Genomic DNA, 16298 nt, shown 5'->3' with positions numbered 1-16298 from the left:
CCCTGCTCAATACTGCAGGTTAACCCTCGTCGATGCTTGGTGGTACCGTCTCGCGTTCTAATTCTTCGGTGGGTTTGGCCGCTGATTCAACGCGCCGGTGGTAACGGTTTAGCGCCCAACTGACGATGCGGTCAATGACAAATCCGAGCACCACCGCAATGACGATGGATAGGCCAATCCCTAAGAGTTTGTTGTCGTGCATCCAATTACCGGCCAAGGCACCAATACTCACCGAATAGATAGCCCAGGTGAGCACGCCGATGGTGTCAAAGAGCGTGAATCTTTTGTGGCTGAAACCGGTGGCGCCTGCGGTCAGATTCACGGCGACACGTCCCACCGGGATGTAGCGTGCCGTGAAAATCAGTAGCGCTCCAGAAGTTTCTAACTTCTTTTCGGCATAGTGCAGCACTCTCTGTGCTCGTCTTCCGCGCATCCACTTAAATCCGTGCGCGCCAATTTTCCGGCCTATGGCGTAGGTAATCTGATCACCCAGCAACGCGCCCGCTGCACCCAGGGCACCGACAAGGAAGAGGTTGGGACTTCCTGAGTGAATGCCCACGGCTGCCAACGAAACCAGGAAAGATTCACTGGGCACGATAGGGAAAAACGCGTCCATCAGGCAAAACAAGAACAAGAGGGGCAGTACCCACCATGCGCTGGCAGCCTGCGTAATTGCCTCGTTAACTAGTTCCATACGGACTTACAACTTCTTTCCCAAAAGAGCGCGTGCTGCGCTACCTGTCCAACCATTTTCACTCGAGATCAAGTGATGGCGCATCATACTGATGTGGCAATGTGGACTTCTACTGACCCCGACCTAGGTAGGAGCTAGTAATCCAACGAGTGGACCCGGTCCGATGGTTCCCGAAGCAGTACATGAATTTATTCTTGCGCTCATGGGCATGGTTTGAACTGGGAATACGAAGAACCGGAACACATCAATGATATGTCCCGGCTCTTCACTAGTCATGCACTTAGGAAGCAGCAATCCGATCCAGGATCAGACGCATGTCTGGGCGATCATTCTCGGAGCCAATCATGATGGCCCGTTCTACCAGTTCGATAGCACGCCACATCTTTTCTGGGGTATCGGTCAGCAGGGTGGCAATAGGTTCACCGCGTCGCAATAAGGCTCCGGGCTTTACGTGCATGCGTACGCCAGCGCCAGCCTGAACGCTATCTTCCTTGCGGGCACGACCTGCCCCCAAGGTCCAGGCAGCCAAACCAATATCCATGGCGTCCAACTTGATCAACACGCCTTCGGCCGGCGCCACCACGGTGTGTGATTCCTTAGCTACCGGCAGTTTGGCGTCAGGGTCGCCGCCCTGAGCCGAAATCATGGCACGCCAGCTATCCATCGCCTGGCCGTTCTTCAGTGCTTCACGCACATCAACGTCGTGGATTCCGGCACCGGCCAGCATTTCAACGGCCAGGGCCACGGTCAGTTCAACCACGTCTTCGGGACCGCCACCGGCAAGGACTTCTACCGACTCTTCAACTTCAATGGCGTTGCCCGCGGTCAACCCCAGTGGGGTTTCCATGTTGGTCAGCAGGGCCACGGTGTTCACCCCGGCATCGGTGCCCAGGTTCACCATGGTCTCGGCCAGTTCCCTGGCCATGGCTTCATCCTTCATGAACGCGCCGGAACCGACCTTCACATCCAGCACCAGGCTGCCGGTGCCTTCGGCGATCTTTTTACTCATGATCGAGGAGGCAATCAATGGGATTGCTTCCACGGTGGCGGTGACATCGCGCAGGGCGTAGAGCTTCTTATCGGCAGGGGCCAACCCGGCACCGGCGGCACAAATAACAGCACCGACGTTGGAGAGCTGGGAGAAGAGTTCTTCGTTGGACAAATTGGCGCGCCAGCCTGGGATGGCTTCGAGCTTATCCAGGGTTCCACCGGTGTGCCCTAGCCCGCGGCCCGAAAGCTGTGGAACAGCAACACCGAAACTAGCCACCAGTGGGGCCAGTGGCAAGGTGATCTTATCCCCCACCCCTCCGGTGGAATGTTTATCGGTGGTCGCCAGCTTTTTACCCGAGGCGTTGGTGAGTGTGGAGAAGTCCATGCGTTCACCGGAATTGATCATCGCGGTGGTCCAGCGGGAGATTTCGTTGCGGTTCATGCCCTGGAAGTAGATCGCCATATTCAGTGCGGACATTTGCTCCTCAGCAATGACCCCACGGGTATAGGCGTCGATGGTCCAGTCGATCATCTGATTGCTCAGCTCAGCGCCATCACGCTTAGCACGAATCACTTCAACAGCACTGAATTGTTCGGTCGCCATCTTTGGCACCATCCGTTCTACTTTGAGCCGGTGAATACCGGCATTACACGTTGAGGTTTTGTGGCCCGAACGCATCAGGCAAAAGATCGTCGATGCCCACGATGGCACGTGCGGTCTTGATTCGCAGGTCGGCTCCGCGGTGTTCAAAGAGTAATTGTCGGCAGCGTCCGCACGGGGTGATCAGTTCTAATTCCCCGTCCTCCAGCTGTCCAAAGCACACGAAGTACTCCAGGGTTCCGCCGCCGGTGGCGAAGAGCTGTCCGACCATCGAGCATTCTGCGCAGAGGGTGACGCCATAGGCGGCATTTTCGATATTGCAGCCGGAGATCATGCGGCCGTCGCTGGTCATCGCTGCTGAACCCACCCGATATTTTGAGTAGGGTGCATACGCCTGAGACAGCGCGGCCGCAGCCGCAGCTTCAAGCTGCGACCACGGCGCGGTGTTGGTAGTCATCTGTACCGGTTATTCCTTCACATAGGGTTCGCCGGCAGCTGCTGGGCCACGAGAGCGGCCCACCAGTCCCGCCACGGCGAAGATGGTGACGAGGTAAGGCATCATGGCCATGAACTGGCTTGGTACCGGGGTGCCGATGATCGTGAGGATCACCTGCAGGTTGTCGGCAAAGCCGAAGAGTAGTGCTGCTAGGAAGGCACCGATCGGGTTCCAACGTCCGAAGATCACTGCGGCCAGGGCGATGAAGCCGCGACCACCGGAGATCTCCTTGGTGAAGGAGTCGATGGCGACCAGGGTGAAGAAGGAGCCACCGATACCTGCCACAATGCCGCCGAGGGTGACATTGAAGAAGCGGGTGCGGTTGACCTTGATACCCAGGGTGTCAGCGGCCTTAGGGTGTTCGCCCACGGCGCGCACGCGCAGGCCCCACTTGGTTTTGAACAGACCGAACCACACGATGAACACTGCCAGGTACATCAGGTAGCCGATCACCGACTGCTTGAACAGGATCGGACCGATCACCGGAATGGCCGAGAGCAGTGGAATATCGATCACCGGCAGGTGCACCGGCGAGTTGTACAGTTCCGGATCCTGCTGCATCACGGTGGTGAACAGGAACCCGGTGATACCGGAGACCAGAACGTTGAGCACCACACCCACGATGATCTGGTTGACCACGTACTTGATGGAGAACAGTGCCAGGACCAGGGACACCAGTGCACCGGCGATACCGGCGGCAATCAGGCCCAGGAACGCATTCTTGGTCAGCGAGGAGACCAGTGCTGCGGTGAATGCGCCACCGAGCAGCTGACCTTCGATGGCGATGTTGACCACGCCGGCTCGTTCGCAGAGCACGCCTGAAAGCGAACCGAAGACCAGTGGGACAGCCAGGACCACGGCACCGGCCAGCAGGCTGGCCAGGGAGATGGTGCTGATGTCTGCTCCGGAGACCACCCAGATCAAGAAGGAGAGCACAAAGAGGATTGCGGCAATGGCCACGATCCAGGTCGCCATGAGCTGACCCTTGGTGCGCTGCATCCACGAGTACGCAGCGATGCCCAAAAGCAGCACACCGATCACGATGTTGCTGGCTTTACCCGGGAAGACCAATTCTGGCAGCGTAAACGCATCTCCGGCACTGTTGAGCTGGAAGTGTGCGCTTTCGCTGTTGCCCAACAGGCCAAAGCACAAGAAGACGATCACAGCGATCACCGAAAGGATGATCGGGGTCTTCTTACTTGGCAATACGCTGATTGCCGGTTGCAAGGTGGAGGAGGTCACTTGGCACCTGCCTGGGTAGTTTCGAGCTGAGGAGTGCGCTTCTTCTTGCGGTTCATGCCGAAGATCGCCTTGACCAGTGGTGGAGCGGCGATGAACAGAACGATCAGCGACTGGACCACGGAGACAATGTCGATTGGGGTACCGGTGGTGATCTGCATGTTCACCGCGCCGGCCTGGAATGCACCAAAGAGCAAGCCTGCGAAGAAGGTGCCCCACGGGGTGGAGCGACCCAGCAGGGCCACGGTGATCGCGTCGAAGCCCAGGGAGCCAGCGATGCCGCTGGTCAGTACCTTCTCGGTACCGGCCACCTGAGCCACACCGGCGGCACCGGCCAGGGCACCAGCTAAGGCCATGGCGATGATGGTGCTTCGAGCCACGTTGATACCTGCGGTCTGTGCAGCATCGGGGTTATGTCCCACGGCACGGAATTCAAAACCTACGGTGGAACGCTTGAACATCCAAGAGACCAGGATGACCAGCAACACAGCCATCACGAAGCCCAGGTGCAGTCGGGACCCGGGGATGGCTGGGAAAACTGCTGTGGAATCCAGAATCGGGGAAATCGGGTTGGTGCCACCTGGGCGACGGAAGGCTTCGGTGTTCATCAGGTAGTCGATGAAGTACACGGCCACATAGTTGAACATGATGGTCAAGATGACTTCGTGCGCCCCGGTTTTAGCCTTGAGCAAACCGACCAGGCCGCCCCAAATGGCGCCGCCGATCAGACCGAAGACGATGACCAGCAGCAGGTGCAGGCCCAGTGGCAGGTGCCAGGCGAAACCAACGTAGGCGGCCAGTACCGAACCGATGATGATCTGGCCCTGCGCACCAATGTTGAACAGGCCGGCACGGAAGGCTACGGCCACGCCGAGACCTGCACAGATCAGCGGGGTGGAAACTGTCAGGGTTTCTAGGAACGGCTTAAAGCCTTGGGCCGAGTTGTAGATGGCGCCGTTGAACAGGGCCACATAGCTTTCGGTGGCTGCACGCCACAGCTCGGTCAGGAAGTCGGTAGGACGGGCAAAGAAGTACCCGGCGGTTTGTGCGACCTTTTCATCGGTGATGGCAATCAGCAAACCGCCGATGATCAGTGCCACGATCACGCCGAGGACCGAGATTAGGCCCGGACCTTGGGTGATTTGCTTGAGCAGGTCGTTGCCCGGTTTCTCGGAATCGGGAACAACCGGTGCTTTAGTCTCGCTCACTGGTCTTCTCCTTCCTGGTTCTCGCTTCGCTCGCCAGCCGGTGCTGCTTCCACGGGCTCATTATCTGACTTGGTAAATTCTGCTTGTTCCGCGGCTTCTTCAGCCGAGACGCCGGCCATCATCAACCCGAGGACTTCGCGTGAAGTATTGCCCGGGACGATGCCGTTGATCTTGCCCTTGTACAGCACTGCGATGCGGTCAGCCAGTTCCATGACCTCGTCAAGTTCGGTGGAGACGATCATCACTGGGGTGCCCTTGTCGCGTTCGGCGACGATGCGGCGGTGCAGGAATTCGATGGAACCCACATCCACACCGCGGGTGGGCTGCGAGGCGATGAACAGCTTCAGATGGCGGGAGAGCTCGCGAGCCATCACGACCTTCTGCTGGTTACCACCGGAAAGGCTGGAGGCCGGGTTCAGCGGGTTATCGGTACGCACGTCAAAGTCTTTGATCTGCGTGGTGGCGTTCTTCTTGATCGCATCAAGGTTCATCGAGATGCCCTTGCCGAAAGGTGCCCGGTCATAAAGGTCCAGTACCAGGTTCTCTTCAATGGAGAATTCGGTGACCAGCCCGTGGACTGAACGGTCCTCGGGAACAAAGCCGACACCGGAGCGCAGGACCTGCTTGACGGATTTGCCAACCAGTTCTTGTCCAGCAAGCTTGACCGAGCCGCCGGTGACCGGTTGGGTCCCCAAAATGGCTTCGGTGAGTTCGGTTTGGCCGTTGCCCTGCACGCCGGCCACTGCCAGGATCTCACCTTCGTGGATGTCGAAGGTGACCGAGTCCAGCGTGGTGGTGCCTGCCGGGTTGACCACTGACAGGTCTTTGACCTGCAGCACTGCTTCACCCGGGGTGGCTTCAGCCTTGTTCAGGTTCAGTTCCACGGCACGGCCCACCATCAGGTTGGCTAGCTCGGTGGTGGATGATTCTGGGGAGACCGAGTCGATGACTTCACCGCGACGGATCACGGTAATGACATCCGAGACGGCACGAACTTCACGCAGTTTGTGTGAAATGAAAACGATGGAGGTGCCGTTGGCCTTGAGCTGGCGCATAATTTCGAGCAGCTCGTCGGTTTCTTGTGGGGTCAGCACCGCGGTGGGCTCATCAAGGATGAGGATCTTGGCCTCGCGTACCAAGGCCTTGATGATTTCTACACGCTGCTGCACACCGACAGGCAGGTCCTCAACCACAGCGTCCGGGTCAACATCAAAACCGTAACGGTCAGAGATTTCGCGGATCTTCTTGCGGGTGACCTGCAGGTCCAGCATTCCGCCTGCCTTGGTGGTTTCGGCACCGAGGGCAATATTTTCTGCCACGGTGAACACCGGGACGAGCATGAAGTGCTGGTGCACCATGCCGATTCCGGCGGCCATGGCGTCGCCAGGTCCAGAGAACTCAACGGGGTTTCCATCAAGCAGGATTTCGCCCTCGGTCGGTTGGTATAGACCGTAGAGCACGTTCATAAGCGTGGATTTTCCAGCACCATTTTCGCCGAGCAGACAGTGAATCTGCGCGTCATCAACCATCAGGTCAATATTTTTGTTGGCGTAGAAAGAACCGAAGGCTTTCGAGATTCCCCGTAGTTCGAGTTTCACGATTCCACCATCTTCATTGTTCGTTGTGCGAGGTAGTTTAGCCCGTGGGCCGCGTTGGGCTCTAGGCATTCATAAAGCGCGTCACCGACTCGCCGGGCAACGGCGAGCAGTGACGCGCTAAATGGTTGAGGTGTCAAAGCCTACTTAGGGCTTGCAGCCGATTCGACCTTCAGGTCACCGGAGATGATCTGGGCCTTGAGGGCTTCGATCTCCTTCTTGGTGTCCTCGCCGATGCTCGAATCGAAATCGTGGAATGGTGCCAGTGCGACACCTTCGTTTTCCAAGGTGCCGATGTATGGGGTGGCGTCGAATTTACCTTCGGCGTCAGCCTTGATGACATCTTCCACTGCGGCGTCCATGGTCTTCACGACCGAGGTCAGCATGTAGTCCTTGTAATCAGGTGCGGTCAGGTAGCCATCGGAGTCAACCCAGATGAGCTTGGCCTTATCGCCGCCCTTGTTGGCTTCAGCTACGGCAGCGCCAGCGCCCTTGCCCACTGGACCAGCAACAGGCATGATCACGTCTGCACCGGCAGAGATGAAGTTCTTGGTGATCTGCTTGCCCTTATCCTGCTTTTCGAAGTCGCCGGAGAAGGTACCGTTCTGCTTCTTCTTGTCCCAGCCCAGCAGCTTGACGTTTTCGCCCTTGTCTTCGTTGAACTTGGCGACGCCGTCAGCAAAGCCGTCCATGAAGATGGTCACGGTAGGGATCTGGATACCACCGAAGGTGGCTACGGTGCCGGTCTCCGAAGCAGCAGCTGCTGCGTAGCCTGCGAGGAAGGCAGCCTGAGCCGTGTCGTAAATGATTGGCTTGACGTTATCGATGTTCTTTTCGTACTGGTTATCAACGATAGCGAAGTGCGAATCTGGGTTCTTCGCTGCAGCATCTGCCGTCGCGTCGGCCAGCAAGAAGCCCACGGTGATGGTCAGGTTGCAGTTAGCGCCCATCATGCCCTGAAGGTTCGTCGCGAAGTCTGCGTTGGACTTCGATTCTGCTTCACGGATCTTGATGCCAAGGTCCTTTTCGGCGTTCTTCAGGCCGCGGTATGAGGACTCATTGAAGGACTGATCGTCGAATCCGCCGGAGTCCGAAACGATGCAACCGATGTAGTCCGGGTATTGACCAGCCGAGCTGGACTCTTCCGGTGCTGCGCCACAGGCGCTCAAAGCCAATGCCGAGATGCCGAGCATGGCCGTAGCCACACCGGTCTTGCGCGATACGAAGCGCATCTATTCCTCCAAAAGTCGTGCGAGATCATGTGGGAGTTCAGACACCAGCCACCCTTTGTAAGGCATCTTTGCCTGGGCCTTACGCGGGCACATCTAAAGTCGTAGATTCCCCATCGTTTCCATAGCCTATCGGAGATACGTCACAGGTAAAGACGATAAAGATTACAAACAGATAACTAAGAGGCATCAAAACGGCAAGCGCTTAACGTCAATGCCCAAGTCACTCAAACAATTCAGAAAGTGTCAAAGACTAGTTAAAAAGTTTTGAGTTTACTGTGACCAACACGCTATTTCGTGCGATGTTCACCCACGGCTTGCATTGCAGCCGCTGTCATGATCCGTACACCGATACCAATACACGATTCATCAGGCACGTAATCCCCACGATGCAGATCGTAGGTCTTTCCACCGGGAGTCCTCGTTCCCAGGCGCAACATTGCTCCTGGGATCTTCTGGGTCATCCACGCGAAATCTTCCCCACCCATGGACTGCGGGGTCAGTTCAATCGCGTCCGCACCAAATTCACGCCGGGCAGCATCCTCAATCAATGCCGTCTCAGCTGGGGCGTTCACCACCGGTGGGACACCACGAGTGTGCTGGAGCTTAATTTCCACGCCGTAGGGAGCGGCAATTTGGCGCACCGCGTTATCCAACAGTTCACCGGCCTCATACCAAATATCACCGTCAAGGCAGCGCATGGTTCCAGCCAAGTAACCGGTGGCAGGGATAGCGTTCGGCGCGCTTCCGGCATGGATCTGACCCCACACCACAGAAACTGCAGAACGCACATCGACCTTACGTCCGAGTACCGCAGGAACCTGGGTGGCGATCTGGCTCATCGCAAAAACGATGTCTTCAGTCAGGTGTGGGCGCGAGGTGTGCCCGCCACGCCCATTGACCTCAATGCGGATGGTGTCGCTGGCCGAGGTGATGGCCCCAATACGGGTGCCAATATGTCCCGCATCGATTCGAGGATCGCAGTGCAGGGCGAGGACACGTGGTACTTCATCGAGCAGCCCTTGCTCAATCACCGAAAGCGCCCCGCCGGGCAATTTCTCCTCGGCAGGCTGGAAGATCACGCGCACCCGCCCAGCAAGCAGGCCTGCCTCATTGAGGTTATTAAGCGCCAGGGCGACACCGAGCATCACGGTGGTGTGAATGTCGTGGCCACAAGCGTGCGCCACGCCCTCAACCAAAGAGCTGTACTCTAAATCGGTTTCTTCTAAGACTGGTAGCGCATCAATATCGGCGCGGAAGCCAATACGGATTGGGCCCTGACCAATGTCAACAAAGGCTCCGGTATCGCTCATCTTCTGCGGCGAGAGTCCAGCGGTCTGCAGGGTTTCCATGATGCGTTGAGTTGTTTGGTGCTCCGCAAAGGACAGTTCTGGGTTCCGGTGCAGCTCACGCCGAAAGTCGATCAACTGATCGATTAACGGCTCGGTGAAGGCGCTGACGGAGGCAACATTGTCATAATCATTCACGGTGGACACCTTTCGAAGATACTCGTCTATGCGCTACAGATGACAGTTCTTCGTAATGTTTGGCTTCTGCACGAAACAGTTGACCCAAGACAAAGATGGTGGCCACCGGCTTCCCGATGACCACCACCATTGTTTTGATCCCTAGTTTTCGCGGATCAGTTCAGCGCAACGCTCACCAATCATCATCACGGTGATGTTTGGGTTCACGGTGACCAGTTCTGGCATAACCGACGCATCGGCTACACGCAAACCGCTAACACCCTTGACCCGCAGTTCTGGATCCAAAGGGCTGAGCTCATCATCGACGGCACCCATACGCACGGTACCTGCCGGGTGGTACACGGTGTTGTGGGTGCGCTTGATGTAGTCGAAGATTTCCTCATCACTCTGGGTCGCCTGCCCCGGGAACTGCTCTTCCCCGGCCCAATCCCCCAGTGATGACTGCGAAACAATTTCACGGGCCTTGCGAATACCGGCAATCATCACGCGAGCATCATGGCCTTCAGCATCGGTGAAGTAGCGTGGGTCAACCTTGGGCTTGTCACGGAAGTCGCAGCTACGCAGGCGTACGGTACCCCGGGACTTAGCGTGGGTGACATTCGGGGTGAGGCAGAAGGTGTTTTCACCCGTTGGGTAGCCCTGACGCAGGGTGTGCATGTCAAAAGGCACCGAACCGTAGTGCATCATCAGATCTGGACGATCCAAGCCTTCTTCGGTCGGGGTGAAGATCCCGATTTCCCACCACTGGGTGGAAGTTTCAGGCATCGGCTTCTTCGCCTCCCACTGGATCACCGCTTCTGGGTGATCCTGCAGGTGCTCGCCCACACCAGGAGCGTCAACCAGCACCTGGACACCGACCGATTCGAGGTGCTCTGCTGGGCCAATACCCGAAAGCATCAGCAGCTTCGGCGAGTCAATCGCACCGGCACTGACCACCACTTCGCGTCGCGCGTTCAGGGTCTTGGTGCGCCCGAAGGCACCGTCAACCACGTCAACACCGGTACAGCGCTTGTCCTGATCGAAGTTCAGCTTTCGCGCCTGCAACCCGGTGAGCAAGGTGAAGTTCTCACGCTCAAGGATCGGGTGAATGTAGGAGACCGACGAGGAAGAACGCACGCCATCGGCACGGCGATTGATCTGGAAGAAGTTCGCTCCGTTGATGACCGTCTTGTTGTTGTTGAACTTGGCGCGTGGAATGCCCGCTTCTTCACAAGCGTCCAGCAGTGCAACACCGCAAGGATCATTGGCTGGAACATTCATCAGCTTCACCGGACCACTATCGCCGTGGTGTGGCGCGTCCGGGCCGGCATCCTCGTTCGTTTCCAGCTTCTTGTACAAGCGGTAGGCGGTCTCGGCGTTCCAGCCGGTGGCACCAAACTTGGATTCCCACTCGTTTAGGTCTTCCCGAGGAGCCCAGAACGCAATGCACGAGTTGTGGCTCGAGCAGCCGCCCATCACCTTGGCGCGTGCGTGGCGCATGAAGGAGTTGCCGTTTTCCTGCTCTTCAATCGGGTAGTCCCAGTCCAGGCCAGATTCGAGCAGTTCCATCCAGCGCTCGAGCTGGAGCACCTCATCATAGTCGCGGTCATCGGGGCCGGCCTCCACGAGGGCGACCTGTACCGAGGGATCTTCACTCAGTCGTGCAGCTACTGCAGCTCCGGCGGAACCGCCGCCGATAACGATGTAGTCGAATTCCTGCATTGTTTCTCTCCTTACTTGAACCAGCCGGTGACCTGTGGGTCCAGGTTTTGGTAGATATGCTTTGCTTCTTGGTACTCGCCCAAGCCCGTCGGGCCGAGCTCGCGGCCCACACCTGACTGGCCGAAGCCACCCCATTCAGCCTGTGGCAGGTATGGGTGGAAGTCGTTGATCCAGATGGTGCCGTGGCGAAGTCGACCGGCAACACGCTGGGTCTTGGAAGCATCCTGGCTCCAGACCGCGCCGGCCAGGCCGTAGTCGGTATCGTTGGCGATCGTTACTGCTTCGTCCTCGGTGCTGAAGGTTTCTACGGTCACCACAGGGCCGAAGGCTTCATCAACAACGACCGACATGCCGCGGGAGACCTGATCCAATACGGTTGGGAGGTAGAAGCTGCCGTCCTCTAATCCGGCGCCGTCTTGCGCGGTAGCGCGGCGGCCACCGCAACGCACGCGTGCGCCTTCGGCGATCCCGGCCTGGACATAAGCGTCCACCTTGGCCAGGTGGTCTTCGGAAATCAGCGCACCGGTTTCGGCCTTCTCATCAAAGGGGCCACCGACGACGATGTTCTGCGTGCGACGCACCAACTCGTCAACGAACTTTTCGGCGATCGATTCTTCAACCACCAAACGGGCACCGGCCGAGCAGACCTGACCGGAGTGCACGAAAGCAGCGTTCAGTGCGTTGTCCACGGCAGCGTCAAAGTCAGCATCGGCAAAGATGACGTTCGGGTTCTTGCCACCCAATTCCAGCGCTACCTTCTTCACGGTGCCGGCAGCCGCAGCGGCGACCTTACGCCCGGTGACCAGTCCGCCGGTGAAGGAGACCAAGTCCACGTCGCGGTGTTCGCTCAGGATCGCACCGGCTTCGGCACCGGTACCGGTGACCAGGTTCGCGACGCCTGCTGGCAGTCCCAGCTCGGCGAGGATTTCCATGGTCAAAATGGAGGTAGAGGGGCTCAGCTCGGCAGGCTTGAGCACGAAGGAACAACCAGCTGCCAGCGCAGGAGCAATCTTCCATGCTGCTTGCAGTAGTGGGTAGTTCCATGGGGTGATCATCGCGGCCACACCCACCGGTTCGTAGCTGATGCGGCTGAGCACATTGATATCCCCGGCATCCACCAGGCGACCCATGTCCTGGCCGGCCAGCTTGCCGAAGTAGCGGAAGCAAGCGGCAATATCATCCATGTCGATTTCGGATTCCACCAGGCGCTTGCCGGTGTCCAGGGTTTCTGCCAGTGCGAACTCGGCCTTGCGCTCGATGAGGCGATCGGCCACCTTCAGCAGGAAGTCTCCGCGTTCACCGGCTGGTACCTGCGACCATACGCCGGAGTCAAAGCTCTGACGTGCCGCGGCGATGGCACGCTCGGAGTCAGCTTGGCCGGCCTCGGAGACCTTGGCGACCTCTACTCCGTTAGCTGGGCACTTGATGGTGCGGGTGGCACCAGTACTAGCAGCTTCAAAGACGCCGTTGATAAAGAGTGTTTCCCCGCTGTGTAGGCGTGGATTTTGATTGCTTGGAAAACTCATGCTTCCTCTTCTTTCGGGGTCGGTTCAAAATCTGATTCCCATTGGGTTTTGAAGGCGCCGTCCGAGTTGATCTGGCTCGGTGCAGCAGCTTCGGTCTGGGCTTCGAGGAACACCAGGTGTGCTTCGTACTGGTCCAGTACGTCGCAGATCAGTTGTTCCTTGGTCAGTCCCATCAGGTCGTAGCCGTGGCTACCTTCCTGTGAGAAAACTTCAATGCGGAAGTAGTCATCGGCACCGGCGGAGACCCGGGCGAAACTTGGTACCTGGATTTGCACCGGATAGATCTGGTACTTGAAGGGGCGTTCGGCGCCATTGGCCACCACCAGGTCCAAGGAGTTCATTTCTAGGTGTTCAACCGGAGCAATATCGAGGTTGACTTCAGCACCGCGCACGGTGAATTCTTCGCTGACTTCTTGCAAGGCCGGCAGGGCGACTTCGGCGAGGAATTTCTTGGCCGAGCGTCGACCCGGGTAGGTCATGGCTCGGGTCATGCGCTGCTTCCAATTACGCCGGTCCGAGTTCGCGCCCATACGGCTGGAGAGCACCTTGTGCATGTTGTTCTGATAACTATCGGCCAGGGCCCCTTCCATGCGCAGGGATTTGAACAGCCCCAGCATGATGAACACCAGCACGAAGGAGAACGGCAGCCCCATAATCACGGTGGCGCCCTGCAGGGTGGGGACCCCGTCGACAAAGAGCATGCCCAGGGTCAATAGGCCGGTGGCCACGGACCAGAACAGTCGTACCGGCTTGGAGCCGTCAGCCTGCGCGTCCTTCAGATGCGAGGTGAAGTTCGCCATCACCAGGGCACCAGAGTCGGCGCTGGTGACATAGAAGAGCAACCCGGTGAAGGTGGCTACCGCGGCGGTAATGGGAGCCCCGGGTAGCTGTTCGAGCAGCGAGTAGAAGGCCCGCTCGGGAGTGTTCATGGCTACTTCACCAAAGGCGGTATTGCCCGAACGCACCAGCTCCAGGGCACTATTGCCGAAGATGGAGATCCACAGCAGGATGAAAGCGAACGGTACTACCAGCACGGCAACAACAAACTGGCGGATGGTGCGGCCACGGGAGATGCGGGCCAAGAACAGGCCAACAAATGGTGCCCAGGCGATCCACCAGGCCCAGAAGAACAGCGTCCAACCGTTCAACCACTCATCGGGACGTTCGTAGGCGAAGGTGTCGAGGGCCATTGAGGGGAACATCGAGATGCTGTCACCGATGTTGTTCACGATGCCGTCAAAGAGGTAGGCGGTGGAGCCAGCGATCAGCACAAAGAGCATCAGCGCGATGCATAGCACCACGTTCAGTTCGGAGAGTCGGCGGATGCCCTTCTCCACACCGGAGAGCACCGAAACGGTCGCCATGATGACTGCGATGACGATCAGGATGATCTGCCAGGAGCGGTTTTCGGGGATGCCGAACATGAAGTTCAGCCCGTAGTTCAGCTGTGCGACACCGATGCCCAGTGAGGTGGCGATGCCAAAGATCGTGCCGAGCATGGCGGCAATGTCGACGGTGTGCCCGATCCATCCTTCGGTGCGCTTGCCCAAGATCGGGTAGAGCGCGGAACGAATAGACAGTGGCAGGTTGTGTCGGTAGGCGAAGTAGCCTAGCGCCAGGCCGATCAAGGCGTAGAGTCCCCAACCGAGCAGGCCGTAGTGAAAGAGTGTCCAGGCCATGGCCTGGCGGGCGGCTTGTACCGTGGATCCTTCGATCGCTGGTGGCGCCAAATACTGGGTGACCGGTTCGGAGACCGAGAAGAACATCAGGTCAATACCGATACCGGCGGCGAAGAGCATGGCCGCCCAGGTGAACATGTTGAAGGTGGGCCGCGAGTGATCCGGGCCTAGTCGGGTTTTGCCGACTTTAGAAACTGCGATCCCGACCACGAAGATCAGGACCGTCACGACGATCAGCGTGTAGTACCAGCCAAAGTTTTTGCCGATCCAGGTCACGGTGCTGGTGATGACCGTGCTGGCCGAGTCGCGATCGATCATCGCCCACAGAGCAATGGCCAGCACTAAAAGTGCTGATCCATAAAATACGACCTTGTTGATTCGGGTTTTTTCATTGCCCGGTTGGGCTCCAGGTGGCCCTTGCGGTGAATTGGTTTCTGTCTGTTTACTATTGGTCTCGATATTTTCGGGTAGGGATGATCCGGAACCCATCTTGGCCGTAGTCATATCTTCCAACCTATCAAGCTCTATCAGCGCGTGTCCTGCCTGCGAGAAAACCTCGCGTTATTTATCCTTAAGGACAAACAAATAAATATGACTTAAAGTGCTTGTCAAGCCCTGATTAGGTGAATTGGCAATTAAACTTTCACGAACAGGTCACAAAAGGAAAAGCCGAGACACGCCACTGATCCCAGTGATGCATCTCGGCTCTTACCGAAGTTATTTGTGCCTTAGAGCACTTCCGTTGCCCCGTCGGCCTTCAGCGCCTCAACGGTCTGCTTGACCTTCTGCGCATGCTCTTTGGTGGTCACCAACAGCGCGTCGGCGGTATCAACAACCACCACGTCTTCGATCCCCACCAGGGCGATCACGCGCGGGCGATCCGAGTAGACCACACCGGTGGCATTATCGGCGTAAACGCGCACTTCCCTATCCCCGAGGTTGATGATCCCTTCCTCGGCGCTGGCCTTATTCAAGCGGCCAATCGCCGCAAAGTCCCCCACGTCATCCCAGTTGAAGACACCAGGAATCACTGCCACGTCGCCGGCTTCGGCGGCAGGCTCGGCCACGGCATAGTCAATGGCGATTTTTGGCAGACCTGGCCAGACCTCACGCATCACCCGATCACGGTTTTCGCTCTCCCACGCGTCGGCGATCTTCATCAACCCGGCATGAAGTTCTGGCTCATTGGCTTCAAGGTGCTGCAACATCAGGCTGACCGGCGCGACAAACATGCCGGCATTCCAGAAGAAACCACCGGAGGCTAGGTATTTGCGGGCGGTGTCCTCGTCCGGCTTCTCCACGAACTCCACCACGCCACGTGCGGTCGGCGCATTGGGCACCGAAAGCGGTTCACCGGTGCGAATATAACCGAACCCGGTGGATGGGTGGGTGGGGTGAATTCCGATGGTCACAATTTTGCCGGTGGCGGCAGTGTGAATTGCCTCACTTAAGGCGGCCTGGAAGACCTCGACCGGTTCGATCACCTGGTCGGCAGCAAAAGACCCCATGATGATATTAGGGTCACGGCGGTAGAGGATGGCAGCAGCCAACCCGATGGCAGCAGCCGAGTCGCGTGGCTCCGGCTCAAGTACCAAGTCCTCATCGCACAGCTCAGGTAGCTGGCTGACCACCGCACCACGGTGCGCCCGCCCGGTAACGACCATAATCCGCTCGCCAGCCAAAGGCACTAGTCGATCGTAGGTTGCACGGATCAGGGTTGAGCCCGACCCGGTGAGATCGTGCAAAAACTTAGGAGCGGAGGCCCGGGAGAGGGGCCACAATCGGGTACCGACACCTCCGGCGGGGATCACGCCGTGGAATCTGGATAATAGGTCTGCATTCACGCATTCCAG

The 16298-nt window shown here is 58.0% G+C and carries 12 protein-coding genes; all 12 read right to left on the bottom strand.

Features of this window, described 5'->3' with window-relative positions; translation table 11 throughout:
- Positions 1 to 19 precede the first annotated feature (19 nt).
- A complete protein-coding gene (locus QMQ05_RS03540; RefSeq protein WP_345473063.1) occupies positions 20 to 694 on the bottom strand; it encodes a DedA family protein in 675 nt (224 codons plus the stop codon).
- Positions 695 to 974: 280 nt separating this feature from the next.
- A complete protein-coding gene (locus QMQ05_RS03535; protein ID WP_345473062.1) occupies positions 975 to 2288 on the bottom strand; it encodes a thymidine phosphorylase in 1314 nt (437 codons plus the stop codon).
- Between the two features lie 43 nt (positions 2289 to 2331).
- Positions 2332 to 2742, bottom strand: a complete 411-nt coding sequence (locus tag QMQ05_RS03530) for a cytidine deaminase (RefSeq protein ID WP_334122190.1) — start codon at positions 2740 to 2742, stop codon at positions 2332 to 2334.
- 9 nt (positions 2743 to 2751) lie between these two features.
- Complete coding sequence (locus QMQ05_RS03525) at positions 2752 to 4023, bottom strand: ABC transporter permease (RefSeq protein ID WP_345473060.1); 1272 nt, start codon at positions 4021 to 4023, stop codon at positions 2752 to 2754.
- Positions 4020 to 5228 carry an ABC transporter permease gene (locus tag QMQ05_RS03520; RefSeq protein WP_345473058.1) on the bottom strand — a complete coding sequence of 403 codons (1209 nt, stop codon included), beginning with the start codon at positions 5226 to 5228 and terminating at the stop codon, positions 4020 to 4022. The genes QMQ05_RS03525 and QMQ05_RS03520 overlap by 4 nt, the downstream gene beginning before the upstream one ends.
- Positions 5225 to 6826 carry an ABC transporter ATP-binding protein gene (locus QMQ05_RS03515; RefSeq protein WP_345473056.1) on the bottom strand — a complete coding sequence of 534 codons (1602 nt, stop codon included), beginning with the start codon at positions 6824 to 6826 and terminating at the stop codon, positions 5225 to 5227. Before QMQ05_RS03515 ends, QMQ05_RS03520 begins: the two co-directional genes overlap by 4 nt.
- Positions 6827 to 6966: 140 nt before the next feature.
- Positions 6967 to 8055: a BMP family lipoprotein gene (locus QMQ05_RS03510; protein WP_345473054.1), complete on the bottom strand. Its 1089-nt coding sequence runs from the start codon at positions 8053 to 8055 to the stop codon at positions 6967 to 6969.
- Positions 8056 to 8342: 287 nt separating this feature from the next.
- Complete coding sequence (locus tag QMQ05_RS03505; protein WP_345473052.1) at positions 8343 to 9539, bottom strand: amidohydrolase; 1197 nt, start codon at positions 9537 to 9539, stop codon at positions 8343 to 8345.
- A gap of 141 nt (positions 9540 to 9680) precedes the next feature.
- Positions 9681 to 11240, bottom strand: coding sequence for a GMC family oxidoreductase (locus QMQ05_RS03500; RefSeq protein ID WP_345473050.1), 1560 nt, complete (start codon positions 11238 to 11240; stop codon positions 9681 to 9683).
- Positions 11241 to 11251: 11 nt separating this feature from the next.
- Complete coding sequence (locus QMQ05_RS03495; RefSeq protein WP_345473048.1) at positions 11252 to 12766, bottom strand: aldehyde dehydrogenase family protein; 1515 nt, start codon at positions 12764 to 12766, stop codon at positions 11252 to 11254.
- Positions 12763 to 14949, bottom strand: a complete 2187-nt coding sequence (gene betT / locus QMQ05_RS03490; protein WP_345473046.1) for a choline BCCT transporter BetT — start codon at positions 14947 to 14949, stop codon at positions 12763 to 12765. The genes QMQ05_RS03495 and betT overlap by 4 nt, the downstream gene beginning before the upstream one ends.
- Before the next feature lie 224 nt (positions 14950 to 15173).
- A complete protein-coding gene (locus tag QMQ05_RS03485; protein ID WP_345473044.1) occupies positions 15174 to 16289 on the bottom strand; it encodes a mannose-1-phosphate guanylyltransferase in 1116 nt (371 codons plus the stop codon).
- Positions 16290 to 16298 lie beyond the last annotated feature (9 nt).

The sequence above is a fragment of the Glutamicibacter sp. B1 genome (assembly GCF_039602135.1).
In the GTDB taxonomy this organism is placed as follows: Bacteria; Actinomycetota; Actinomycetes; order Actinomycetales; family Micrococcaceae; genus Glutamicibacter; species Glutamicibacter ectropisis.
This window is presented reverse-complemented; position numbering and strand designations above follow the sequence as displayed.